Consider the following 17,954-nt stretch of genomic DNA (forward strand, 5'->3'; position numbering starts at 1 on the left):
ATGAAACAGATTTTTCCAGCTGTCTTTAGAACGATTTGGAAGCGAAAGGAGACGCAGATTTATCTCCTGTTCACTTTGTTTCCTTTTATCTATCTAGTCACTTCATTTATTGAAGGGTCGAATTTTATGCAGATTCATGCTGGTGAGGGCTATAAAGTCAGCCTTGTTGCCTTTACGAATATGATGGTGAGCTCAGCAGATAGTTTCATTCTTCCTAGTTTGACCCTGTATTTCTTGGCTATATCTGTCTTTAGGAAAGAAGTAGATGAACATACCATGTTTTTGTATCGGGATCTTGGGCGGAAGCAGATTTTCTGGTCTAAATATCTTGGTCTACTAGCAACAATTGTTATTTTCTATGGTTTCTTCTTTGTAACCTCTGCATTTGTACATTATGTTCGGGTAATCCATCTGCCTTTTGGTAGTCCAGCTGTTTTTGATGTTAGCTTAGCAGAGAGCCTGGGTAATGTATTTGGTATTGTTGCCTATCTATTGAAAGATATTCTCTCAGTTAGTTTGGCAACTGCTCTTTGCCTATATTTGAAAAACATTACCACAATGATTATAGGATTTTTGGTAACGATTACGATGATGATTTTAGCAGTTATTGGCGGTCCAATCGCTATGCTTTTTCCAACTAGTTATGTAGCTTTGGCCAACGAAGGTCTTACAGGAGCGGGGCTGGCTTACTTGGGCGCTATTGGTGTAACGCTTGTTTACGTACTCGTATTTACTAAAATTGCTGCGAAAAAATTCAAGAATTTGGAGTTCTAGTTATGAATAAAAGACTCGTCGGAGTGTTGTTGAAGTCGCTCAATAAAACGATGTTCTTGTTTGGGATAGTTCTGAGTGCACTTGGGGTTGGAATGGGTTTGTTCCTGCCCCAGTTTATTGGTAGGTTGCTAGATCAAACCTATTTGAGCAATCTATTAACACGGCCAGAATTGCTGGCAGGTTTCATCCTTTTCTTTGTATCGGTCTATGCAGTACAGGCTCTATCTAATTATTTCATAGGGCGTAGTGGTAGTAATGCACTCAAACGGTTGCAACAATATATTTATGAATCCTTGTTGACTACATCTGTAAAGGACTTGGATCAGTACCAATCAGGCGATCTTGCTAGTCGTTTGACCAATGATATGTCGGTTGTTCTGAACTTCATCACCGTTATTCTTCCAAATTTCTTGATGAATGGTTTGATGGTTATGGGGTCAATTTATTTTCTGTGGACCATCAGTCCGTGGCTCACGGGTCTTAGTCTCTTCTTGCTTCCTATGTTGTCAATGGTTATGATTCCAATGAATCAGCGGTTGGAGGGTTACTACTCTGCTTATCAAGAGGGATTAGGGCAGGTTTCTAGTAGAATTAGTCATAAATTTACAACGATTCGTTTGATGAAGGCATTTCAGGGAGAAAAGCATGAACAGCGAGAGATGGGCAAGTCTTTTCAGTATCTGTCACAAACCTTTGAGAAAATGATTAGACTGTCAGCGGTCCAACATGCCTTGGTTAGTAGCTTGATGACAGGATTTATTATCCTGATGTTACTTATAGCGGGGATAGAAGTAACCAAGGGAGTAATGACCATGGCTACCTTGACCACCTTTGTATTGTACATGATGCAATTGATTGATCCAGTAACAGATATTGCTGCTTCCCTAAATGAACTGACGGAGTTTCATGCAGTGTCTAAACGTTTGGTAGAATTGCTGGAACTGAATAAGGAAGAACAGGAAGATACAGAGTTGGTTGATGCTGCTAGTATCCAATTGGAAAATGTTCGGTTCTCCTATCATACAGATCCGGTTTTGAATGGAGTATCGGTTAGAATTCCTGAAGGAGCTCACGTGGCGATTGTTGGGCCAAGCGGAGCCGGAAAGTCAACGATTTTTTCTTTGCTGATGAAATACTATCAAGACTATCAAGGAGAGATTCGGATTGGTCAACAATGCTTAAGTGATATTTCAACCAAGGAGATGAGAAGGTTGATTTCCTTTATACCACAAGACAATACGCTCTTCCATGGAACGATTAGAGAAAATCTATTGTATGGAAAGAACGAGTCTGTGTCAGAAGAGCGTATTGCTTATATTCTCAAGGAGTTGGGATTGTCTCCTTTAGTAGCTGAGTTGGAAGATGGTTTAGATACTCGGATTTCAGAAAATGGGACAGGTTTGTCGGAAGGCCAAAAACAACGGTTTAGCATTGCGAGAGCCTTGCTGCTAGAACATCCGATTTATTTGTTAGATGAGGCGACAGCAAGTTTAGATACTGTCACAGAACGTGTCATTAGTAAAGCGATTGACCGGTTAACAGCTGGCAAAACAAGGCTAACCATTGCTCACCGTTTGCATACGGTGCGTGAAGCAGATGCTATTCTGGTCTTAGATAAAAACGGACAAGTGGCTGACTACGGTCATCACCAGCAGTTAGTGATACGAAGTCATTTGTATAATGATTTTCTAAAAAACTTACCAAATGCAAGTTAGTAAGGCAGGGGTCGATAGCTCCTGTTCTTATTTTTTTATACTCTTCGAAAATCAAACTCAGCCGTTGTTGACTTGATTTGATGGCTGAAAAGCTCCTGAGGAGGTTTTCAGCCTGTTCCCTTGAAATATAAAAGGAACAGAGTTCTATCTGCATAAGTAGAAACGAACTACGTTCGCTCTATCTCCAACCTCCAAAGGTTTCCCAAACCTTTGGAGCTAGCCTGATTTTGATTTTCATTGAGTATTATTTAATTTTTCAAAAATCCTTGACTCATCCCTAGGGGGATAGTGTATGCTAGGACTATCAAAACAGATGGAGGTTGCTTATGCAGGTCAAAGATGTGGAGAAGTTGACAGGCTTGTCAACCAAGGCGATTCGGCTATATGAAGAAAAGGGCTTGATTGAAGTGGCGAGAAATCCACTCAACGACTACCGTGATTATTCAGAGGAAAATGTGCGGCAGCTCCGCTTGATTAAGTTGCTCCGCTATTTTGAATGCTCTCTAGCAGAGATTACGGCCCTCCTAGCCTTGCCAGAGGAGGACTTGCAGTCAGCCTTGCGTGAGAAAAAGCGGGGAATCAACCAGCAAGCAGAAGAGTTGACAGACAAGGTTGATTTGCTGGACCAGGTGGTCAAGGAAATGGGCAAGAAAGAGGATTGGTTGGAAGAAGCACAGGACTCCATTGCCTTTGTGGAAAGTGGTGAATTTCAAGACTTCAAACAAGATTTAGAAGATGCCTTGTTGCCAAGTATTTGGATGACTTTCTTACAGACCTTGATGGCATCAGGTCCCATCCTCTGGCTATTTACCCGCATCCAACAAGGTCGGCAGGAAAACCTTTTCTTATTAGCAGTGGTTTCCCTGCTAGCAACCGCTTGGATAACGCTTATCTGGCGAGACTACCTCGTAACCTGGTGGAAATATCGAGACAAGGTTCGTCAGAAGAATCGTAGTCAGGCCTGGTGGATTCCGATTGGTCTTATCTCCCTCGTAGGTGGGATTGCCTACTTTGTCCTTGTCGGCTGGTTGACCGAAAGATTTTTCCTACCAAGCGATTGGCTCTTCTATGAGTATTCGACTGGTCTGGGCGAGGTTGCTATATTTTTTATCATGGCTTTTCTCATTTTTCTTTTGGGAAAACTGGCGAGGCTGGTGAAGTTATCTTGGAAATACGGCTTGGGTCTGGCAGGCGGTTGTATCCTATTGACCGCTCTGCTGATTTCTACCACAGCAGCGGTGACCAAAGATCAGATTATCGACATCAATCTGCTGGCTCCGTCCAAGGAATATCTTTACAGCGATGTCAAGTCTGTCTGGACAGGCTTTGGGAACAAGCTAGTGACAGTGAACAGGGCTGAAAGGCAAGGGGAATTTAGCTATCAAATTCAACTGGATGGGAAAAAGATTGTGTTTATGCAACCAGCTGTTAATCAGAACTTGATCCCTGACGATACCTATATCGAGTTAGAGGAGTTTGATTGGCAGTTGATGAATCTGGAAATTCCCAAAGAAAGTTCAACAGAAGGCAGTCAGTACAACGATTTAGATTCGCACTACCTAGAGCGATTTTTGCGAATAGTGGAAAATAAATAAAATGAATTCTGTTTTAGTTTCCCTTAAGCTTGGCGAGTTATACTATATCCAAGCTAGAAATAGCAGAAATACTTTTCACCTAAAGGTGTCCCTAGCTCTAAGTCGCAAGCGACAAGAGCTAGGTATCATATAATCTCCTGAGAATACTGGACTCATTGAGTCTGGTATTTTCATTTTGTGCTATAATGGTTTCATGACAAATCGAATTTTAGATATGGAACAAATGCAGGACGAGGAGTATGTTGAGCGTACCCTGCGTCCACAGAAATTAAATGAATACATCGGTCAGGACAAGGTTAAGGACCAGCTGAAAATCTTTATCGAAGCAGCCAAGCTCCGTGATGAAGCCTTGGATCATACGCTTCTTTTTGGCCCTCCAGGTTTGGGAAAGACCACCATGGCCTTTGTTATTGCCAACGAATTGGGGGTCAACATTAAGCAGACCAGTGGTCCTGTTATTGAAAAAGCAGGTGACTTGGTGGCCCTTCTCAACGACTTGGAGCCTGGCGACGTCCTTTTTATCGATGAAATCCACCGTATGCCCATGGCGGTCGAGGAAATTCTCTACTCTGCTATGGAGGATTTCTACATCGACATTATGATTGGAGCAGGGGAGGCCAGTCGCTCCGTGCATTTGGAGTTGCCACCTTTTACTCTGATTGGAGCGACCACTCGTGCGGGTATGCTGTCCAATCCTCTGCGGGCCCGTTTTGGTATTACCGGTCACATGGAATACTATGAACTGGCTGATTTGACGGAGATTGTCGAGCGGACAGCGGATATCTTTGATATGGAGATTACTCATGAAGCCGCTATCGAGCTGGCTCGTCGGTCTCGTGGAACTCCCCGTATCGCCAACCGTCTGCTCAAGCGGGTGCGGGATTTCGCACAGATTATGGGTGACGGCCTGATTGACGACACCATTACGGATAAGGCCTTGACTATGTTGGATGTGGACCGCGAGGGGCTGGACTATGTGGACCAGAAGATTCTCCGTACCATGATTGAGATGTACGGTGGCGGTCCTGTCGGTCTCAACACCCTGTCGGTTAATATCGCCGAGGAGCGTGAGACGGTGGAGGACATGTACGAGCCTTACCTGATTCAGCAGGGCTTCCTCATGCGGACACGGACGGGGCGGGTTGCTACAGCCAAGGCCTACGAGCACTTGGGTTATCCCTATACGGAAAAATAATGGCAGAGCAGATGAGATGAGTAACAAACTTATTGCGATTACAAATCAATTTAGGAATGGAGATAAGATGACACCGACATTTATTTGGGATTTGGATGGAACGCTCTTGGATTCTTATGAGGCGATATTGGCTGGAATCCAAGAAACCTATGAACAATACAAACTTCCTTATGACCGTGAGGAAGTCAAACAATTTATACTGCGCTATTCTGTCAAGGACTTGCTGGTGCGCGATGCAGACAAATACGGTCTGGATAGCGATGAACTCAATTGCGTGCGTGCAACCTCCCTGAAGGAGAAAAATACGCAAATTCCCTTGATGGCTGGTGCGCGTGAAATTCTGGACTGGACAGCAGAGAAAGGAATTCAAAATTTTGTTTATACACACAAGAGTGACAATGCTTTTCAGGTTTTGGAGGATTTGGGTGTTCGTCACCATTTCACAGAAATCTTGACCAGCGATTCTGGTTTTGCTCGCAAACCAAGTCCAGAAGCTCTGCTATTTCTCATAGACAAATACGGACTGGATAGGGAAAATACCTACTATATCGGCGACCGTCTGCTCGATGTAGAGACTGCTGTTAATGCGGGGATTCATAGCATCAACCTGCAAATTGATGGTGTGGAGCAGAATTGGAAGATTGAACATTTGGTGGATATTAAGGAAAAGTTTAAAGTGTAGATATAGCTAGTAACTATGGCAAGTCATGAAAATATTCAATTAGTCATCTATAGCAAGTTTTGATACACTATATAGGTAAAGCGAAAAACTGAGGTTATCGGTGAAAGATAAGAAATTCGAATAATCGGGGAAGGCAGCACGAAATAGTCAGTATGTAAATATACAATTTTTTTCAGAACGAAATGAAACCGTTTACAAAACGTAAGTTTTTTGTTATAATGAATAAAAGTATATTCGGAGGTATCTTATGAACGATAAGGAATTTGGGCAGCGTGTGCGTCAACTGCGAGAAACTGCTAATCTGACACGTGAACAGTTTTGCGATGACGAACTTGAGCTCTCCGTCCGCCAATTAACCCGTATCGAAGCAGGCACTTCCAAGCCGACTTTTTCAAAAATCCAATATATCGCAACCCGCTTAGGCATGGGGCTCTACGAGCTTATGCCAGATTATGTATCCTTACCCGAAAGATACTCCAAGCTGAAATTTGATGTCCTCCGTACACCGACTTATGGAAACGAGGAATTAGTTGAAAAACGTGATGCTATCATGACGGAAATATATGATGACTATTATGATGACTTGCCTGAGGAGGAGAAAATCGTTATAGATACACTATGCTCCCTATTTGATGTATTGGATACAGATAGTCGGGAATACGGCAAAGAAATTCTTGATGATTATTTACATCAAAGTTACCACCGTTCCAAACTATCTATAAATGACTTAATGATTTTGCGGTTATTTGTCGAACACTTTGAGTTAGAAACTTTAGATTCTGGAACCGCAAATTATACACTATTTATAGATTTAGTAGAGAAATTGACTCAAACAACCTACGATGTGCATTCGGAATCCTTATTTATTGTTAGGGATTTATTGCTAGCTATTGTTCGTATTTTGTTTTCGAAGGAGCTGTATGGGTATGTTCCAGTATATATAGAAAAAATTGAGAATATTATGGAATTATCGCAAGATTTTCAGAAAAAACCAATTTTAAATCTGGTGAAATGGAAATATGAATTAAAGGAGAAACAGAATCGCGAAGGTGCTGAAAGATACTATAATGAAGCTATTACGTTGGCTAGCTTGCTTAATCAAACACACTTAAAAGAAAAGCTTCAAACGGAGTGGGAACAAGATACGAAAATAACATAATATTCAGGTAGTGTATCGCATCTAGATATTCATCTATAGATTAACAGCGTTGATAAACTTTGTTTTTTTATAATATAAAAAAAGTATATTCGGAGGTATTTTATGAACGATAAGGGATTTGGGCAGCGTGTACGTCAACTTCGAGAAACCGTTAGTCTGACACGTGAACAGTTTTGCGATGACGAACTTGAGCTCTCCGTTCGACAATTAACCCGTATCGAAGCAGGTACTTCTAAGCCGACTTTTTCAAAAATCCAATATATCGCAACCCGCTTAGGCATGGGGCTCTACGAGCTTATGCCAGATTACGTGTCGCTACCTGAACGATATTCCAAACTGAAGTTTGATGTACTTCGTACACCGACTTATGAAAATGAGGAATTGATGGAAAAACGGGCAGATATGATGACAGAAATCTATGATGACTATTATGATGACTTGCCCGAGGAGGAGAAAATAGCGATTGATGCCATTCAATCTATTATTGATGTATTTGAAACGAAGACAGCAGAATTTGGTCAAGATATTCTAGAAGATTATTTTGAACAAATCCAAAGAAAACCCCAATTTTCAGCCAACGATTTGTTGATAATTCGACTCTATTTAATCAATTTGAGAATGGAAATTAAACAGAGCAGTGATTTTCAGCACTTTTTAGAGTTGGTGGAAAAGTTACCAAGCCAAGTAGAATTGATTGAATCTGGAGAATTATTTATTTTAAGAGATGTGATGCTGACGTCGATAGGGATTCTTGGCGAACATGAAGAATATGGCAAGATACCTCCACTTTTTGATGCTCTAGATAGAATCATGGTTTCAACTCAAGATTTTCAAAAGAAACCCATTCTCAATCTGCTTAAGTGGAAATATGAGTTATATGTGAACAATGATAGCGAGGAGGCTAGACGGTTTTATGAAGAAGCAGTTATGTTCGCAAAATTAATTGGCAATGCGCACCTAATTGCTAAATTAGAAGAGGATTGGCAAATAGATGTGAAAACAGCAGAATATTCAGGTGGTGTGTAAGGTATAGGCCTTCATCCACGATTAACAGCGTTGATAAACTTTGTTTTTTATAATATAAAAAAAGTATATTCGGAGGTATTTTATGAACGATAAGGAATTTGGACAGCGTGTACGTCAACTGCGAGAAACTGCTAATCTGACACGTGAACAGTTTTGTGATGATGAACTGGAGCTCTCCGTACGCCAATTAACCCGTATCGAGGTAGGTACTTCTAAGCCAACTTTTTCAAAAATCCAATATATCGCAACCCGCTTAGGCATGGGGCTCTACGAGCTTATGCCTGATTATGTATCCTTGCCAGAAAGATACTCCAAGTTGAAGTTTGATGTCCTCCGTACACCGACTTATGAAAATGAGGAATTGATGGAAAAACGGGCAGATATGATGACAGAAATCTATGATGACTATTATGATGACTTGCCCGAGGATGAGAAAATAGCAATCGATGCTATTCAATCAACCATTGACGTATTTGAAACGAAGACAGCAGAATTTGGTCAAGATATTCTAGATGACTATTTTGAACAGATACATAGAAAAAAACAATTTTCATCCAATGATTTGTTGATAATCCAGCTCTATTTAATCAATTTGAGAATGGAAGTTAAACAGAGCAGTGATTTTCAGCACTTTTTAGACTTGGTGGAAAAGTTACCAAGCCAAGTAGAATTAGTTGAATCTGGGGATTTGTTTATTTTAAGGGATGTGATGATAACTTCTGTTGGACTTTTGGGACAAAAGGAAGAATTTAGCTATATTCCTACACTCTTTGAAGCACTTGATAAGATAATGCAGAAGACCCAAGATTTTCAAAAGAAACCTATTCTTAATCTGCTTAAGTGGAAATATGAGTTGTTAATAAATAAAGATAAAGATGCAGCAACTGCCTTATTTGAAGAAGCACTTCTTTTTGCAAGAATAATTGGTAATGCCCACCTAACGGCTAAATTAGAAGAAGAGTGGCAAATAGATGTGAAAACAGCAGAATATTCAGGTGGTGTGTAAGGTATAGGCCTTCACCCACGATTAACAGCGTTGATAAACTTTGTTTTTTATAATATAAAAAAAAGTATATTCGGAGGTATTTTATGAACGATAAGGAATTTGGGCAGCGTGTGCGTCAACTGCGAGAAACTGCTAATCTGACACGTGAACAGTTTTGCGATGACGAACTTGAGCTCTCCGTCCGCCAACTAACCCGTATCGAAGCAGGTACTTCTAAGCCGACTTTTTCAAAAATCCAATATATCGCAACCCGCTTAGGCATGGGGCTCTACGAGCTTATGCCTGATTATGTATCCTTACCAGAAAGATACTCCAAGCTGAAATTTGATGTCCTCCGTACACCGACTTATGGAAACGAGGAATTAGTTGAAAAACGTGATGCTATCATGACGGAAATCTATGATGACTATTATGATGACTTGCCTGAGGAGGAGAAAATAGCGATTGATGCCATTCAATCCCGAATTGACACCTTAGAGTCAGGGACAGCGGGCTTCGGGAAAGAGATACTGGAAGATTACTTTGAACAAATTTTTCGAAAACAAAAGTACGAAGTGAATGATTTACTGATTATTAGGCTCCAGCTTGAATACGTTAGATTGTCCAGTAGTGACTCAGAAATATTTAAACAGTTTTTGAAAATTATAGAATATTTACATGGACAAATTGATATTATCAATTCGAGTGATCTATTTGTTTTACGAGACACATTGTTATCTTGTGTAAATATTTTGGGAGGCAAAAAGTATTATGAACCAATACCAAAAATATTCGAAACTGTAGATAAAATTATACAGTCAACGCAAGATTTTCAGAAAAAGCCAATTGTCAGTGTGTTGAAATGGAAGTACGCACTTTTTGTAAATAAGGATAGAGGTGAGGCTGAAAAACATTACCTAGATGCGATGCTATTTGCAAAATTGATAGAAAATAGAGAGTTAGAACAGAAGATTGAAGAAGATTGGAAAGTTGACAATCAATAAAGTGACATTTTTGTCCTGTTGAAGGACAGAAAAAACTATTATACTAAACTCATAAAGATTAAAGGAGATTAGTGATATGTTTAACTTTTTGAAATTTTTTGGTCGTCTTGGTGGTAACTGGGGGACTTGGGTTGAAGAATAATATTATCAAAAAGCCAACATCCGTTAGGCTTTTTTGCTATACTAGACAATATATAGGAGGTGGCTATGTTAGAAAATTGGTTAAACACCAAACAAGGTCAGGTGTTTCATTATAAGATGGAAAAGATTGAGTATGCCCTGGAACTGCTGGGGAATCCCCAGTTTGCTGTTCCGGTCATTCATGTGGCTGGAACCAACGGCAAGGGGTCGACCATTGCCTTTCTGCGCCAGCTATTTCAGGCACATGGTATGCGTGTCGGTAGTTTTGTATCCCCCCACATGGTGAGCGTGCACGACAGGATTTGTATTGACAGCCAGCCCATTTCAGACCATGATTTTCAGTGCTATTTACAGAAAGTCTACGACTTGGAGCAGGAAGTCGCTACACGCTATGAGCCTTTTCGCTATTTTGAGGTCATGGTGCTCATTATGTTCCTTTATTTCGAAGCTCAACAACCCGATGTGGCACTAGTAGAGGTGGGCATCGGAGGACTTTTGGATACGACCAACGTCGCGGCACCGGCTCTCAGCGTCATCACCTCCATCGGCATGGACCATCAGGATTTACTAGGATCGACTTTAAGGGAAATAGCAGAGCAGAAAGCAGGGATTATCAAGGAAAACGTGCCTGTCGTCTTAGGACCACTTTGTCCAGAAACCACAGCCATCTGTCGCCACATTGCCCAAGACAAACAAGCCTCTGTCTATCAATTTGGTCAGGAATTTACCTACAAAGCAGGACAGTTCAGCAATACGGACTTGGAACTGTCAGAATTAGTTCTGAGTCTGGCAGGCCATCATCAAGAAGAGAATGCGGCCGTAGCTCTACAAACTTTTCTACTCTATATGACCAATATCCAAAAAGACATTCAACCTCAGCTGATTAAACAAGCGCTTGCTCAAACCAGCTGGCCTGGTCGTTTGGAATTGGTTGCTCAAGAGCCAAAAATCTATTTGGACGGAGCCCACAATGTCCCAGCTATCGAACGTTTGGTTGAATTTATTCAGGTTCAAGAAGAGCCTGTCACCATTCTCTTTTCAGCCCTTCGGCGCAAGGACTTTCAAGAAACGCTGGAATTATTGGAAGAAAAGTTACCACATACTCCTCTTGTATTAACCAGCTTTGCTTATGATGGTGCCTTGTCTGAGAAAAACCGACAAGGACGAGATTATGTTGAAGACTACCAGCAATTTATAGAAGACTGGCAATCTAGCGAGCAAGGTATTTTGATTGTCACAGGCTCTCTCTACTTTATCTCAGAAGTTCGTCGGATTTTTAAAAAATGAATATCTTTTTGCGAATAAATAGGTATGACACATGTAGAAAAACAAGCCTTTTTAAAGGAATTTGAAAAAACCAAACGCCATACCTTCCGTCAATTAGAGCAGTTTGCAAAAATTTCCAGAACTCCCGATAGGAAATGACATCGGGAGTGCTTTTTGATATAATAAGGAAAGCAAATCTAAGGAGAAGAAAATGACAGAATTAGATGTAGTTTCGGACGTAGTTACTCATCCTGAGGAAACTTATCGGCGTAGTCGTAGAGCATCACGCAGACAGCAAGTGCAACTGAATGGTGAATTTCATGAAAGAGTATTAAAGACAAAGTATTGGCCAGCTCTTGTTTGGAGCTTAGTTTTAAGTGTTTTTAGTGTAGCCAATCCACTGCTAATGCCATTTGCAACCAATATACAAACTCAAAATTTATATGCAGGGATGGCAATGGCAAATGGACAAATCCCTTATGGTGATTTCTTTGGTACAAGCGGGTTATTATTCTACTTACTTGCTTTCTTAGGTCATCTGGGAGGGAATTTCATTATCTTTGGAATCCTCCAGTTTATAGCATTACTGATAGCGGGAATCTATTTCTATAAGATTGTAGCTTATTTTAGTCAGTCAGAACACCTAGCGACAAGTTCTAGTCATTGGTTCTATGTATTTATTTTTACACTTGGTTTTGGAGGGATGTATGCAGAAATGTTTGCTCTTCCATTTCTTTTGACTAGTGTGTGGTTTCTGGTCCGCTATTTTGAAAATGCAGTGCGTGATGAGGCGTTTATCCTCTACGGAATCGATGCGGCATTGGTATTTTTAATTTACCCAAAAAGTCTGATTCTTTGGTTAGTTGCGGGTCTAGTTTTATTTATTTTTAATATCCAACACCGCCAAGTTACTCGAGGAATCTATCAATTATTAGCGACTATTTTTGGTTTTCTTCTGATTCTATATGCGGTAGGTTATTATGCTTTTGAGGCGCAGATTCTGGGGACAGCTATTCAACAAACTTTCCTTTATAACTTACAGTTAGACTTTCACCATTCCTATCTATATTTAGACTTGGCGATTGTGTCTGTATTTTTACTCTTATCTGGATTCTTTAAAAGTTTCATCCAAATGCTGTTTTCTTTCAAACAAGGAAGACATACCTATATCAAAGTTCTCCTGTTATTGACTTTCTTAGTTCAATGTGTCTTTATTATTGGGAATGCTAATTTTCAATGGAGCCAACTCATTCTTCTTTTACCGTATGGTTTTGCGATGTCAGTCGTTTACCTGCGTGACGAGGATGTAGAAGATTATCGTGGGTATTTGCGTCGTCAATTCTTCCTTCCGTTAGCTATTTGCTTGGGTATTATCGCTCAACCTGCTTATCTTTATTTGGTACAAGGAGATTTGAGAACTGACCGTGAACAAGTTGCCAATTACATTGGTAAACAAACAAAAGATTCGGATAAGATTTATGTTTGGGATAATAGCGCAAGTATATATCTTTCAAGTCAACGTTTATCTGCCGCAACGATTACTACAGCAGAACCCTATCTGAATACTGACGACAATAAAAATAGCTTGATGTATGACATCAATAAAAATGAGGCAAAATTTGTAGTCGTCAATAAGACTTTACCAATTCTAGATGAAATCAAGACAAATTTAGAATCACAATACCAGTCTGTTCAGACAACGGATTACTTTACGATTTATCAAAAGAATGAATGATTGCTCAGGCAGTCATTTTTTCTTTAGCCTATCTGGGAAAAGGAGGGAAAGTGGATATGTGGTATAATGGAAAAATAAGCATTCGGGAAAAATTATTAAAGAAATGTAGGAGAAATGATGTCACATATTATTGAACTACCAGAAATACTAGCCAACCAGATTGCGGCTGGTGAGGTCATTGAGCGACCAGCCAGTGTGGTTAAGGAGTTGGTGGAAAATTCCATTGACGCAGGGGCTAGTCAGATTGAAATTAGTGTTGAAGAGGCTGGCCTCAAAATGATTCAAATTACGGATAACGGTGAGGGGATTGCCCCTGATGAAGTAGCGCTTGCCCTCCGCCGTCACGCCACCAGTAAGATAAAAAATCAATCGGATTTGTTTCGTATTCGCACCCTCGGTTTTCGTGGAGAAGCTCTGCCCTCCATTGCTTCTGTCAGTCATATGATCATTGAGACAGCTACGGCAGACTCTGCACACGGACTTCATTTGGAGGCCAAAGGTGGTGTCATCGAGAAAGAGGAGCCAGTTAGTCGTCCAGTTGGTACGCAGATTACTGTTTCGGATTTATTTTACAATACCCCTGCTCGTCTCAAATACGTTCGCAGTCAACAGGCTGAATTATCACATATTGTTGATGTTGTAAATCGATTGAGTCTAGCTCATCCGGAAATAGCTTTTGCCTTAGTAAACGAAGGACGAGAATTAATTAGAACTGCAGGGACAGGGAAACTTCGTCAGGCAATTTCAGGGATTTATGGGATTGCTTCTGCCAAAAAAATGGTTGAAATTGAGGCAGAAGATCTGGATTTTCAGATTTCAGGTTACGTTTCCTTGCCAGAGTTGACTCGTGCCAACCGCAACTACATTTCCATTTTCATCAACGGTCGCTATATCAAGAATTTTTTGCTGAATCGAGCGATTTTGGAAGGTTATGGCAGTAAGTTGATGGTAGGACGTTTTCCATTGGCAGTGATTTCTATAGAAATTGACCCCTATCTTGCTGATGTCAATGTGCATCCGACCAAGCAGGAAGTTCGCATCTCCAAGGAAAAAGAACTCATGACCTTGATTCGAGAGGCGATTAGTCAAGCGCTTAAAGAGCAGGACTTGATACCAGATGCTCTTGAGAATTTAGCTCAGTCAAGTACTCGACCAAAAGTAAAAGCAGAGCAAGGTACCTTACCACTCAGAGAGCCAAAAATCTATTATGATACGATTAGGCAAGACTTCTTCTTAAAACCAGATGTTGTCGCTGAGGATGTCAAACCTCTCGAAGAGGATAGGCAAGAGATTGTTGAGTCGCCTGTCGAAAATAAACCTACATCTGTTCAATTTGCAGAACGTCAATCGGTGGAATCAGAAGATCAGGAGCATCCTAATCTAAGCGCAAAAGAATTGGCAAAACTGGCAGATAAATTAGACCGGGAGGAAACATCGACATTTCCAGAGTTAGAATATTTTGGTCAGATGCACGGGACGTATTTATTTGCACAAGGCAAGACAGGACTTTATATCATTGACCAGCATGCCGCGCAAGAGAGGGTCAAATACGAATACTACCGTGAGAAAATTGGTCAGGTTGACAATTCAGCTCAACAGTTATTGGTGCCCTATATTTTTGAATTTCCGCAGAATGATGCCCTTGACCTTGTCCACAAAATGGATGCCCTTCGTCAAGTTGGTGTCAACTTGGAAGAATATGGAGCTAATCAATTTATTCTGCGTGAACATCCTATTTGGATGAAGGAAGAAGAGATTGAGTCTGGCATTTATGAGATGTGCGACATGTTGCTCTTGACGGATCAGGTGTCAATCAAGCAGTATCGGGCAGAACTGGCTATCATGATGTCTTGTAAACGGTCAATCAAGGCCAATCATGCTTTGGATGATTATTCGGCGCGTGATTTATTGAGACAATTGTCTTACTGCCAAAATCCCTATAACTGCCCGCACGGCCGCCCAGTCTTAGTGCATTTTAGCAAGTCAGATATGGAAAAAATGTTCCGTCGCATTCAAGAAAATCACACGAGTTTGCGAGAGTTGGGCAAGTATTAAGGATTTTAACACCCCTGTAAAAGCATTTGGACTAGCTATTTTTACTGCCAGCTTGTAAAGTAAAGGAGGAAACATGACCAATCTTGGACAGCTCATTCACATGGAGCGAACAAAACGACAGGAATCGCAAGAAACCTTGGCAAAAGCAATCGGAGTGTCACGGCAAACAGTCTTGAACTGGGAAAAAGGTCGCACTCTACCAGATAGTGCCAGTTTAGTCAACATTGCCCGCCGTTATCACCTGTCTTTTGACCAGCTAATCGGCCTACAAGTTAAGGAGAAGAAAAGACGAGTTTGGATAAACTACCTCTTTCTCTTAATCCTATTCAGTCTGGGTATCTTTGTTGGTGGTAACGCCACTCTCTTGCTTCCTTTCCTTATCGTTTTTTTCCTCATCGGCTTCCTTATCCAAGAATTCATGTTGACCAAATCTTTATAAAGCGAGGTCATCGTATGGTCCGAAAGGATAGACTATTTATTGCATTTATTGTTCTTGGTGTGCTCAGTCTGCTGGTCAAGCTTCACCGCTATTTAGGATTTAGTTCGACTCATAGTCTTTACTACCAGCTTACTAGTTTTATCTTGCTATTTGCACTTGGTATGTACCACTATAGAGAGTTGCTTTGGACTGATTTTGGAAAAATGTGGAGCTGGAAACTGCTTTATCAATTCCCTTTGTTTTATCTTGCAGACTTTTTGGTCATGTATGGAGGAAGTTTTCTCCAATATTTGCTAATGAAATCATTCCATATCTCAGAAGGTATAGGCAATGTCACAGCAGTTAATAAGATAAACCAAATCGTCCCACTTCCAATCTTTTTGCTGATAGTGGGAATCATCGGTCCAATTGTTGAAGAACTTTTTTATCGAAAATTTTTACAGGATAGTCTGAAAAATGTTTTAAATCCATGGTTTGCTATTGTCTTGCAAGGTCTCATTTTTGGCTTAGGGCATGCTAAATCTCTGGATAGTTCAGAAATTATCAACACGATTCCCCAGATTTGTACGGGTATTTACTTGGGTTATCTCTACCACAGAACAGGGAATCTTTGTTATCCAATGCTCGTTCATTGTGCAGGAAATCTCTCCGTCGGATACTGAAATACGGCTTCGCTATCAATAGCGAGGCTTTTATGATACAATATTAAGAATAAAATTATCATCGATAAGGGAAAAATATGTACGACTATATCAAAGGAATTTTAACGAAAATAACCGCAAAATATATTGTGGTAGAAACGTGTGGAGTAGGCTATATCTTGCAGGTTGCTAATCCCTACGCCTATTCAGGACAAGTTCAGCAAGAAGTGACGGTCTATACTCATCAGGTGATTCGTGAAGATGCTCATTTGCTCTACGGATTTGCTACAGAAAATGAAAAATCCGTCTTTCTGAGTCTGATTTCAGTATCAGGTATTGGTCCAACAACAGCTCTGGCTATTATTGCTGTTGATGATAATGATGGCCTTGTTCATGCTATCGAGCAGAAAAACATTACCTACCTGACCAAGTTTCCGAAGATTGGCAAGAAAACAGCCCAGCAGATGATTTTGGACCTAGAAGGCAAGTTTGTCATGAGTGAAGAAGCAGGCCCTGTCCAACAAGTAGCACCATCCAGTGAAAATATCGCCCTCGAAGAAGCCATGGAAGCCATGGAAGCCCTTGGTTACCGTCCAGCCGAACTCAAGAAAATCAAGAAATTCTTCGACGGCACCAACGACACCGCAGAAAACTACATCAAATCAGCCCTTAAAATGCTGATGAAGTAATAAGATACAAAGGACGTAAAGGATAAAGAGAAAATAGACGGCCGAACAGAAATTTTGCTAGAAATTTCGTTGTGAGACCTCCGCAATGACAACTAGGTAAAAGGCGAGTTTTGACGAAGCCTTTTGCCAGATGTCAACTGCGTTATTCAGTGATATTTAGGATTCAGTTTGACAATTTTACAAAGTATCGTAGCCGTGTTTCAGTCAGTTTATTCTGATTCGCACTTTAGTTATTCACGAAAAGGAGTTTCTATGTCCCGTTGTGCTTGGGTCAATCCCAACAATCCACTCTATATTGCTTACCATGATGAAGAATGGGGCAAGCCACTTCACGATGAGCAGTCTTTGTTTGAGTTGCTTTGCTTGGAATCCTACCAAGCAGGACTTTCCTGGGAAATTGTTCTCAATAAACGTCAGGCTTTTCGCTCTGCTTTTTTCAACTATGATATTCAAAAGGTTGCGGCTATGACAGATAGCGAGTTAGATAGCCTTCTGACCAATCCAGACATCATTCGTCATAAGGCAAAGCTGTACGCTACCCGCGCCAATGCTCAGGCCTTTCTTCGAGTACAGGAGGAATTCGGTACGTTTGATACGTATCTTTGGGAATGGGTTAACTTTACATCTATCGACAACCCTGTCAAGTCCTTCCGAGAATTGCCGACCAAGAACGACTTGTCTGAGCGAATTTCAAAAGATTTGAAGAAACGAGGTTTCAAGTTTGTAGGGCCTGTCTGTATTTACTCCTATTTGCAGGCAGCAGGTCTGTTGAATGAACATGAAGAAACTTGCGAGATTGGAAAGAAATTGCGAACTAATTAGATGAGCGAGCAATCGCACCCTAGACAGAGGA

Annotated in this window: 17 protein-coding genes; all 17 read left to right on the forward strand. The window is 40.7% G+C overall.

Annotation, left to right across the window (positions count from 1 at the left end; translation table 11 throughout):
• The 17 genes from CWM22_00365 (at position 1) to CWM22_00445 (ending at position 17,923) form a co-directional block, all read left to right on the forward strand.
• Complete coding sequence (locus tag CWM22_00365) at positions 1 to 774, forward strand: hypothetical protein (GenBank protein ID AUC90500.1); 774 nt, start codon at positions 1 to 3, stop codon at positions 772 to 774.
• Between the two features lie 2 nt (positions 775 to 776).
• Positions 777 to 2,489, forward strand: coding sequence for an ABC transporter ATP-binding protein (locus CWM22_00370; GenBank protein ID AUC90501.1), 1,713 nt, complete (start codon positions 777 to 779; stop codon positions 2,487 to 2,489).
• Positions 2,490 to 2,815: 326 nt separating this feature from the next.
• Positions 2,816 to 4,084 (forward strand): hypothetical protein, encoded by a 1,269-nt coding sequence (locus CWM22_00375; protein AUC90502.1) that lies wholly within the window; start codon positions 2,816 to 2,818, stop codon positions 4,082 to 4,084.
• Positions 4,085 to 4,277: 193 nt separating this feature from the next.
• Positions 4,278 to 5,279, forward strand: a complete 1,002-nt coding sequence (locus CWM22_00380; GenBank protein AUC90503.1) for a Holliday junction branch migration DNA helicase RuvB — start codon at positions 4,278 to 4,280, stop codon at positions 5,277 to 5,279.
• Positions 5,280 to 5,346: 67 nt separating this feature from the next.
• Entirely contained in the window at positions 5,347 to 5,961 is a 615-nt protein-coding gene (locus CWM22_00385) for an HAD family hydrolase (GenBank protein AUC90504.1), read from the forward strand.
• A 247-nt stretch (positions 5,962 to 6,208) separates the two neighbouring features.
• Positions 6,209 to 7,120, forward strand: coding sequence for a transcriptional regulator (locus tag CWM22_00390; GenBank protein AUC90505.1), 912 nt, complete (start codon positions 6,209 to 6,211; stop codon positions 7,118 to 7,120).
• Positions 7,121 to 7,222: 102 nt separating this feature from the next.
• Entirely contained in the window at positions 7,223 to 8,146 is a 924-nt protein-coding gene (locus tag CWM22_00395) for an XRE family transcriptional regulator (protein ID AUC90506.1), read from the forward strand.
• An 82-nt stretch (positions 8,147 to 8,228) separates the two neighbouring features.
• Entirely contained in the window at positions 8,229 to 9,152 is a 924-nt protein-coding gene (locus CWM22_00400) for an XRE family transcriptional regulator (protein AUC90507.1), read from the forward strand.
• Positions 9,153 to 9,235: 83 nt separating this feature from the next.
• Positions 9,236 to 10,135: a transcriptional regulator gene (locus tag CWM22_00405; GenBank protein AUC90508.1), complete on the forward strand. Its 900-nt coding sequence runs from the start codon at positions 9,236 to 9,238 to the stop codon at positions 10,133 to 10,135.
• Positions 10,136 to 10,342: 207 nt separating this feature from the next.
• A complete protein-coding gene (locus tag CWM22_00410) occupies positions 10,343 to 11,563 on the forward strand; it encodes a bifunctional folylpolyglutamate synthase/dihydrofolate synthase (protein ID AUC90509.1) in 1,221 nt (406 codons plus the stop codon).
• Positions 11,564 to 11,587: 24 nt separating this feature from the next.
• Entirely contained in the window at positions 11,588 to 11,701 is a 114-nt protein-coding gene (locus CWM22_00415; protein AUC90510.1) for a hypothetical protein, read from the forward strand.
• 52 nt (positions 11,702 to 11,753) lie between these two features.
• Positions 11,754 to 13,277 (forward strand): quinol oxidase, encoded by a 1,524-nt coding sequence (locus CWM22_00420; GenBank protein ID AUC90511.1) that lies wholly within the window; start codon positions 11,754 to 11,756, stop codon positions 13,275 to 13,277.
• 117 nt (positions 13,278 to 13,394) lie between these two features.
• Positions 13,395 to 15,332: a DNA mismatch repair endonuclease MutL gene (locus CWM22_00425; protein ID AUC90512.1), complete on the forward strand. Its 1,938-nt coding sequence runs from the start codon at positions 13,395 to 13,397 to the stop codon at positions 15,330 to 15,332.
• Between the two features lie 73 nt (positions 15,333 to 15,405).
• Positions 15,406 to 15,771: an XRE family transcriptional regulator gene (locus CWM22_00430; GenBank protein AUC90513.1), complete on the forward strand. Its 366-nt coding sequence runs from the start codon at positions 15,406 to 15,408 to the stop codon at positions 15,769 to 15,771.
• 14 nt (positions 15,772 to 15,785) lie between these two features.
• A complete protein-coding gene (locus tag CWM22_00435) occupies positions 15,786 to 16,433 on the forward strand; it encodes a CPBP family intramembrane metalloprotease (GenBank protein ID AUC90514.1) in 648 nt (215 codons plus the stop codon).
• A gap of 77 nt (positions 16,434 to 16,510) precedes the next feature.
• Positions 16,511 to 17,101 (forward strand): Holliday junction branch migration protein RuvA, encoded by a 591-nt coding sequence (locus tag CWM22_00440; protein ID AUC90515.1) that lies wholly within the window; start codon positions 16,511 to 16,513, stop codon positions 17,099 to 17,101.
• A 252-nt stretch (positions 17,102 to 17,353) separates the two neighbouring features.
• The gene (locus CWM22_00445) at positions 17,354 to 17,923 is read left to right on the forward strand and encodes a DNA-3-methyladenine glycosylase I (protein AUC90516.1); all 570 of its coding nucleotides are present in this window, start codon (positions 17,354 to 17,356) and stop codon (positions 17,921 to 17,923) included.
• Positions 17,924 to 17,954: the final 31 nt, after the last annotated feature.

The sequence above is a fragment of the Streptococcus suis genome (assembly GCA_002831545.1).
In the GTDB taxonomy this organism is placed as follows: Bacteria; Bacillota; Bacilli; order Lactobacillales; family Streptococcaceae; genus Streptococcus; species Streptococcus suis_P.

Excerpts from the sequence above, each read along its gene's own strand:
- CWM22_00365 (AUC90500.1), top strand. The coding sequence starts at position 1 with ATGAAACAGATTTTTCCAGCTGTCTTTAGAACGATTTGGAAGCGAAAG.
- CWM22_00370 (AUC90501.1), top strand. The coding sequence starts at position 777 with ATGAATAAAAGACTCGTCGGAGTGTTGTTGAAGTCGCTCAATAAAACG.
- CWM22_00375 (AUC90502.1), top strand. The coding sequence starts at position 2,816 with ATGCAGGTCAAAGATGTGGAGAAGTTGACAGGCTTGTCAACCAAGGCG.
- CWM22_00380 (AUC90503.1), top strand. The coding sequence starts at position 4,278 with ATGACAAATCGAATTTTAGATATGGAACAAATGCAGGACGAGGAGTAT.
- CWM22_00385 (AUC90504.1), top strand. The coding sequence starts at position 5,347 with ATGACACCGACATTTATTTGGGATTTGGATGGAACGCTCTTGGATTCT.
- CWM22_00390 (AUC90505.1), top strand. The coding sequence starts at position 6,209 with ATGAACGATAAGGAATTTGGGCAGCGTGTGCGTCAACTGCGAGAAACT.
- CWM22_00395 (AUC90506.1), top strand. The coding sequence starts at position 7,223 with ATGAACGATAAGGGATTTGGGCAGCGTGTACGTCAACTTCGAGAAACC.
- CWM22_00400 (AUC90507.1), top strand. The coding sequence starts at position 8,229 with ATGAACGATAAGGAATTTGGACAGCGTGTACGTCAACTGCGAGAAACT.
- CWM22_00405 (AUC90508.1), top strand. The coding sequence starts at position 9,236 with ATGAACGATAAGGAATTTGGGCAGCGTGTGCGTCAACTGCGAGAAACT.
- CWM22_00410 (AUC90509.1), top strand. The coding sequence starts at position 10,343 with ATGTTAGAAAATTGGTTAAACACCAAACAAGGTCAGGTGTTTCATTAT.
- CWM22_00415 (AUC90510.1), top strand. The coding sequence starts at position 11,588 with ATGACACATGTAGAAAAACAAGCCTTTTTAAAGGAATTTGAAAAAACC.
- CWM22_00420 (AUC90511.1), top strand. The coding sequence starts at position 11,754 with ATGACAGAATTAGATGTAGTTTCGGACGTAGTTACTCATCCTGAGGAA.
- CWM22_00425 (AUC90512.1), top strand. The coding sequence starts at position 13,395 with ATGTCACATATTATTGAACTACCAGAAATACTAGCCAACCAGATTGCG.
- CWM22_00430 (AUC90513.1), top strand. The coding sequence starts at position 15,406 with ATGACCAATCTTGGACAGCTCATTCACATGGAGCGAACAAAACGACAG.
- CWM22_00435 (AUC90514.1), top strand. The coding sequence starts at position 15,786 with ATGGTCCGAAAGGATAGACTATTTATTGCATTTATTGTTCTTGGTGTG.
- CWM22_00440 (AUC90515.1), top strand. The coding sequence starts at position 16,511 with ATGTACGACTATATCAAAGGAATTTTAACGAAAATAACCGCAAAATAT.
- CWM22_00445 (AUC90516.1), top strand. The coding sequence starts at position 17,354 with ATGTCCCGTTGTGCTTGGGTCAATCCCAACAATCCACTCTATATTGCT.